This is a genomic window from Agriterribacter sp. (assembly GCF_035497235.1).
Classification (GTDB): Bacteria; Bacteroidota; Bacteroidia; order Chitinophagales; family Chitinophagaceae; genus Agriterribacter.
In genome coordinates this window covers 22,554-29,215 of the sequence record NZ_DATJEB010000018.1, presented here as the reverse complement: position 1 = coordinate 29,215, position 6,662 = coordinate 22,554, and the positions used below count along the sequence as shown (strand labels likewise).

At 41.8% G+C, this 6,662-nt stretch carries 5 protein-coding genes, 1 tRNA gene and 1 pseudogene; 2 read left to right on the top strand and 5 right to left on the bottom strand.

The features are described 5' to 3' along the window. Nucleotides 1–59 precede the first annotated feature (59 nt). On the top strand, nucleotides 60–968 hold the full coding sequence (locus VL121_RS06005) for a hypothetical protein (RefSeq protein WP_325403192.1): 909 nt from the start codon (nucleotides 60–62) through the stop codon (nucleotides 966–968). After that, nucleotides 961–1,071: an RNA 2'-phosphotransferase gene (locus VL121_RS21600; RefSeq protein ID WP_349255350.1), complete on the top strand. Its 111-nt coding sequence runs from the start codon at nucleotides 961–963 to the stop codon at nucleotides 1,069–1,071. The genes VL121_RS06005 and VL121_RS21600 overlap by 8 nt, the downstream gene beginning before the upstream one ends. A 242-nt stretch (nucleotides 1,072–1,313) precedes the next feature. On the opposite strand, the pseudogene VL121_RS21595 reads toward VL121_RS21600, so the two are convergent. The 5 genes and pseudogenes from VL121_RS21595 to VL121_RS05980 form a co-directional block, all read right to left on the bottom strand. After that, a pseudogene (locus VL121_RS21595) lies at nucleotides 1,314–1,586 on the bottom strand (Arm DNA-binding domain-containing protein); the annotation flags it as partial. Between the two features lie 295 nt (nucleotides 1,587–1,881). Next, nucleotides 1,882–1,955, bottom strand: a tRNA-Pro gene (locus VL121_RS05995). Nucleotides 1,956–2,081: 126 nt separating this feature from the next. Next, nucleotides 2,082–3,320, bottom strand: a complete 1,239-nt coding sequence (locus VL121_RS05990) for a purple acid phosphatase family protein (RefSeq protein WP_325403188.1) — start codon at nucleotides 3,318–3,320, stop codon at nucleotides 2,082–2,084. 220 nt (nucleotides 3,321–3,540) lie between these two features. Further along, on the bottom strand, nucleotides 3,541–5,478 hold the full coding sequence (locus VL121_RS05985; protein ID WP_325403186.1) for a peptide-N-glycosidase F-related protein: 1,938 nt from the start codon (nucleotides 5,476–5,478) through the stop codon (nucleotides 3,541–3,543). 46 nt (nucleotides 5,479–5,524) lie between these two features. Continuing rightward, entirely contained in the window at nucleotides 5,525–6,610 is a 1,086-nt protein-coding gene (locus tag VL121_RS05980) for a Gfo/Idh/MocA family protein (protein WP_325403184.1), read from the bottom strand. Nucleotides 6,611–6,662: the final 52 nt, after the last annotated feature.

The following is a 6,662-nucleotide window of genomic DNA, read 5'->3' as shown; positions in this document are numbered from 1 at the left end:
CGGCACTTTTGCCGTTATCAAATTCTTTGAGAATGCCTGCTATCTGAGCAGGACTAAATGTGCTTTTTTTCATCTTTTACGGTTTTAAAATTAAACATTTTTGTCTTCTTTTAAACCGTACTGTTTTTGGGGGAGCTTACCGTACCGTTGCCTGCTATTATAGAGCGACACCCTACATACTACAAACAATGGGACTATTTGACAAAATATTTGGAACGAGCGACAAGATTAAAGTTCAATTCATTGACAATTTCAATGGTCAGACAATTGGTGTCTCTGAAATGAAAGCAGACCAATTGCCCGAAACATTTTCAGTTCCTACAACAATGCACATTCAAGACAGCGATTGGAATGTAGAAGAAGCAAATCCTGAAAACTCAATTGATTTTGTAAAGACAAAAAGCCTTGTGCTGAAAATGCGTAAGATTGAAAAAGCCAATCCAAATGACATCTGGTTTACAACACCAACAATTTCAAACGAATTTCCACAAAAAGTTGCTACAACAAGACAAACAGAATTTGATATTCATATCCTCGAAGACGATTACAGACACAAAGAATTTTTAAATTTGAATGCTTTACCACTTATTGAACAAGAGTTTATTGGTATCAAAAACATTTGGGATAATGATAGCAAGAAAAGTGACGACTATACTTTATTCAAAAACTGCCACGTAAGAAAAGTAATTGGCTCGCCAAATTTGATAATAAATTTCAACGAACTAAAAGCCATATTAAAATGCAGTTCGACAGGACTAGTATTAATAAATGGCGAAGCTCTTTTAAATGGTTTTGCAATTACGACAGAGAACACGACTTATTTCGGAACGCTAAATATTGACACAGTAACTGAACTTTGTATTTCGCAATGGAATGAAAACTCAACAAGAGAAATTTTAGAAATAAATAAAGCATTCAATTTGCTTTTTGTAAATTGGTATCACTGCGACATAATTAAAAATGATTAGTGAAAAACAAATAACATCCATAAGCAAGTTTTTAAGTTTGGTATTGCGACACCAACCTGAAACAATTGGCATTGAATTAGACCAAAATGGTTGGACAGTGTAACCAGCAAATAAGAATGTAGGTTTTTTGGCAATTAGTAATGCAGAACTTTCGGCAACAATAATACAGGATTTTTGGCAACAAGGAATACGTTCAAGATACTTGATGGTGGTTTTGTAGTTCTTAAAACCACCGTTTTTCAATTTAAGTTCCCAAATCTCTTTGTAGTATGCCAGCAGTTCCTTCGGTTTATCTCCCTTTAGCTCTGCCTGTATGGCAAGATGGGCATCCCTTACGGTTTCAGCCGTAACTAACCTGCCGTCATCAAGCAGCTTCCGGTACTTGTTTTTAATAGACAGCATGATGTTATCGAGGTGTTCATTAATTGATTTTACCTCAACTGAATTTCCTTTTACCTTACTTTTTCCACTATCCCAGGTGGATACGGAAATCTGTTCTTTGGTTGAAAATTCCTTTTCATCGCCGTCAATCGTGATCCGGGCATAAATGTCAGCCCGTTTTTTATTTGCTTTACATTTTCTGATTAGAAAGCTGACGCCAAAAGTGGTAGTGTCCATAAGTTTTTTTTAAAAGAGTTTGAAATGATTTGATTTCCATCTTCACGTTTTACCAGTGTACGCACTTTCGAATCCATTTCGAATCCTCTCAAAATGTGTCAAAAAAAATAACACAACTGTATGGATTACAATAGATTATGAGCTATTGGGTGAGTACAAATCTTACACCTTAAAATACTCACCGATTTACTCACCAGAATATTGATATGATTTGATTTTATTTGACATAGGGACAAAAAAAATCCTTGTAAACTTTAAATATTTACAAGGATTGAAAGGATCTGACTCCTTTTCGTCGGGAGGACAGGATTCGAACCTGCGACCCCGTGGTCCCAAACCACGTATTCTACCGGGCTGAACTACCTCCCGAACTGTTCCTTTTGTTATTGCCGTTAAGGCAGTTGCTAAAAGGGATGCAAAGGTAATGGAAATGATAATCAATTCCCAAAAGGAGGTGCTATCTTCTTGAAATATTTTTTTTGATGAAGCGGCAGCCTACCGCTTACTCTTAATTTCATACTTGCCTACTTCTGTTCCATCGTCTTTTAACATACTTAATTGCAGTACCTGCTCATTTGCCTTTATTTTCATTATAGTGCGTTTACCTTCCGTAGGGCCGCCTCCTATAATAACAGGATAATTATGCTGGCCTTTAACCGGGTTGAAAACGCCATACCTATGCGTATGCCCTGCAATAAAAAAATCAATTTTATATTTATCAAATAACGGAGCATACAATTCCCTGCAATGCAGGGTGCCGTGCCAGTCGCCGGAATAATAATGAGGGATATGCATCATCACCACCCGGAACTTCGCTTTTTTAAAAGCCAACGTTTGCATTTCCTTTTCAAGCCATACAGCCTGTTCTTTCCTGTAAGCGTCAAAATCTACAATGCCCGCATATACAGGCGCCGAATCCGGCTTATCTTCACCCGTATCCAGCACAATAGCATGCACCGGACCCCGTACAAAGGAATAATAATAACGCTGCCCCGGATTAGAAAAATAATCAGTAAGGTTACGGGCAAATTTACCCCTGGTTTCATGGTTGCCCCTTACAAAAAGAAAAGGAATACGACTGGCAAATACATCAGCGCATGGCGCTAACATATGCCGGATAATCTGCTCTTCATCGGTTTGATAATCGAACATATCGCCATTAAAAAAAACAAAATCATACGCATCATTTCCGGCAAGTTTCATTAAATGTGGAATGGAAGCAGGACGATCATGAATATCGTTCATCACCAGCCAGCTTACCTCTTTTACTTTCGGATCAGGGGTTTGAAATGTAAAAGTATCGCTCGTAATTGTTTCGCCATATTTTAACTCATAAGGTTCAAAATCAAGTATCTCTTTTGACACTACGCGATACCGGTAGCTAGCGCCCGGCTTCAATCCATTTAACTGTACGCAGTTTACCCGGTTATAGGCATTGATCAATCCGTTAGTTGTTTCATGCGCTTTTTGGGTGAGTTCAGCGCCTTCGCCATATTCCACCCAGCTATAACACAATTTATTGGTGATCCACATTACACGCATGCTATCCGGTTCCGGAGCCTGCAAATAAGGGTTGACAAGAAAAATATGCCCTTCCCCGGGATGTGCAGCTAAGGCTTCAATTTCATTTGCTATACTGCCGGTGGAGGAAACCAATAACCCTCCAAGTAAACCGGCTTTCGATATGTTACCAATAAACCTGCGGCGTTGCATCATTTTATTTTCTTTTGCCATATCAGTTAAAATAGTTTTTATGTACCCGGCTTTGTAAATCTATGAAGCCCAATTACCTGCCCCGTTCCTGCCTGCCGTCCGGCAGTTTAGACAGGCGTACCGGTCAGTCGGGCTTCGCACCCTTTTACTTTCTTTCCGCTATGCGGCATCGTTAAAATAAGCATCTATATATACTGCTGTCCATCATGTTTTACTATTTATTGTAACACGACATGGCTGCCTACTTCCTGCCACCTTCCACTCTTACCCGTTTATTAAAAACCAGCTTTCCGCCCACATATACTTTTAAATAATAACGTTGTGCCGGTCTGTACGACAGGTCGTATGTAAACACAGCTTCTTTCAACTCCTCGTATATATGTTCTTCGATTACCTCATTGCCGGGATCGGTAACCAGGTGCACCGTTACTTTTTGGGGACTGTTGCCAAAGTAATCCATGGTGGTTTTACCATTAGTACGGGTTGGAAATACGCCAACCGCGGGTAACTCATCGGGCAGTGCAAATTGGGTGGAATCGGCCGACACTTCAAAACTATAATATATGCCACTCCCGAAATCCGAATCAAAATGTTTCAGTAACTGTCCCTTAACATCCAGCAGCCGGGCAAAGCCTCTTCCACCACGATTATTGAACCAAAATTCCAGCCCGTTATCTGCCGTATCTTTTAATACGAGTTCGTAACATCCGGGAGCTAAACGAAGTGTATCCCTGTAATCGGTTTCCGCTTCTAAGGTACCTAAAGCTCTTTCATACATTATTTTACCATTACTGTTCCTTACAACATATCCGTTTTGCTGTGGCTGTTTGTTGGTACGCAAATGAAACACCAACGCGCTGCCATGCACAGGCGCTTTTGTAAACAGCGTATGCATGGTATTGTCACTCCTGTTGTCATCCTTTTTTCCATTGGGTTCAGCAAGCGATACGCTGAAAGTATTTTCACCTGTATTACCCTGCACTTCACCTGGCAACCCTATAACCGCTTGCCGGTTAAACAACAGGTTGCCTTTCCATACATGTTTCCGCCGGCTAAAACCATCCGTACCATACTCAATTACACATTGTGTAAGCGGCTTACTGCCCATATTCCGGATTACGATTACAGGATTGGCACAGGAAGGATTTTTACGGAGATGCGTTTTTGAACCGGTGGGTACCATAATATCTTCAATGGTCACATCATGCTGCGCCGCCGGTTTTTTATACTGGATAAGATAAGCGCTGATGCGTTCATTGGCACTGGGGTTACCGGTTACATAAGGTTCCATGTTAATATCTATCGTGTGTTCTGCACCGTTGGTAACGGCCAGGTCAAAAACATCAGGTTGCTGCAGGTAGCCGGGGCACCAGTAGGCACGGTCTATAAGCCAGGTGCCTGCCTGCGGGTATAAAGGATTATCGCCACATTTTTTCCAGATATTCCTTTTGTCAATCATTTTCCCATCGAACCAAAGTTCGCGGTACCGGCTGCAAAACTCGCCGCAACCATTGGCATCCATACCATGCCCCGTTTGAAAAATAAGGATACGGGTATGTTGCGTATTTTTTCCGGTAACAAAAGAAACCGGTTTTAATTTTTCCTCTATGCTTTGCGTACTGTCACCATAAAGAAAGCTGCCATCATACAACTTAAGAATAGAAACAGGTTCCAGCACCGGCGTGCCTTCAACAATCTCAAAGGTTACGGTAATCTTCCAGCCCCTGTCGTTATTGGGTTCGTAGCCCGTATGCTCGTATTCAATTTCAACACTGTCCCGCAGCAATAAGCTAAAATCCGTAATGTCCGACTTCCAGTCAAAGCTCCAATCCTGCCCAAATGCGCCACCATAAGGTGTAAGCATTCTTCCTATAGGATAATCTAAAGACGGGCTGTTAACCCCTCCTTTCCTGCGGATATAAATATGATCTAAGTAATCCCAGTCTGCACAGCGCAGAGAATCCGGACAGCCGAAAGTAACCAGCAGGTTAATTCTGCGTACCGGCACTTTTGTTGAGGGAAATACCGCCCACCGCCTGTAGGCTTTTACACCTTTGGCGGGATCGGTAACTACTACGGTTTGATCGTGTGAAACCACACGGATAGTATCACCTGTTTTTGACCAGAGCAGCGAGACACTGCAAAAAGTAAATGCAAGGGATAATAGAATTATTTTCATATAAGCACCTGTAATTAAACGGTCTGTTTCATACATGCACGCTATCTTACGCCAACGCTACAACCTTCCCTGTACGTACCGATTCATCACAGGCAAAAGCAATGCGCAGGCTATTAACGGCATCTTCAATATGATTGGTGAGATCAATATCTTCATTTATGGCTTTTAGAAAATAAAGCTGCTCGCGGTCGCACAACTCCTGGTGGCCCGGCTCATCTTCTAAGTTGATCCATTCATCTTCCCTCGCGAATTTTTCATTGGCATCTAATTCCGCATGATGCACCAGCAACGATTCTGTTTTGGTATGCGCGTCAATAGAATCCGACTTTCCGCTTCCTCCCGCTGTTTTTGCTACAATAGACACCGAACCTTTTGGTCCAATTACATCTTTCACAAAAAACGCTGTTTCACTGATCATCGGCCCCCACCCTGCTTCATACCATCCTACCGATCCATCTTCAAAACGGATCTGCAGCTGACCGTAATTATAATTTCCTGCCGGTATCTCTTCGGTTAGCCGCGCTCCTATGGCGTATACCTGCACCGGCTTTGAGCGGGTCATCTGGCACATCACATCAATATAATGCACACCACAGTCAACAATAGGGCTCAGCGATTTCATAAGGTTACGGTGCAACGTCCACATTTTGCCGCTGCTTTGCTGGTTCAGGTTCATGCGTATAGCCAAAGGCTTACCCAGCTTATGGGCTTCTACAATAAACCGCTCCCACGAAGGGTGATGCCGCAGGATATAACCCACTACTAATTTCTTTCCTGTTTTGCGGGCAACCTCCGCTACACGTTCAGCGGCAGCAACAGAATCCGCTATGGGCTTTTCAACAAATACATGACAGCCTTTTTCCATGGCTTTAACAGCAAAGCGTTCATGCGTATCGGGATAGGTAGATATGCATACTGCATCAGGTTTTGTAGCTTCCAGTGCTTCGTCAAAATCATTAAATAAAGGATAGCCACCGCCTAATTTTTCATTCAATATTTCTTTGGTGCTTCCACCAGAAACCAGTCCACAGATCTCAAATCCATCAAGATGATGATAAGCCGTTGCGTGCGAGCTTCCCATATTGCCGCAGCCTACAACCAAAACGCGTATTTTTTTTGTATTGTCCAGCATAACTGAAATGATATTTTATGATATAAATATAGTTAACTCTGTTTTATGATAC

Coding starts and splice junctions, on each gene's coding strand:
- VL121_RS21600 (WP_349255350.1), top strand. CDS start 961: ATGATTAGTGAAAAACAAATAACATCCATAAGCAAGTTTTTAAGTTTG.
- VL121_RS05990 (WP_325403188.1), bottom strand. CDS start 3,320: ATGGCAAAAGAAAATAAAATGATGCAACGCCGCAGGTTTATTGGTAAC.
- VL121_RS05985 (WP_325403186.1), bottom strand. CDS start 5,478: ATGAAAATAATTCTATTATCCCTTGCATTTACTTTTTGCAGTGTCTCG.
- VL121_RS05980 (WP_325403184.1), bottom strand. CDS start 6,610: ATGCTGGACAATACAAAAAAAATACGCGTTTTGGTTGTAGGCTGCGGC.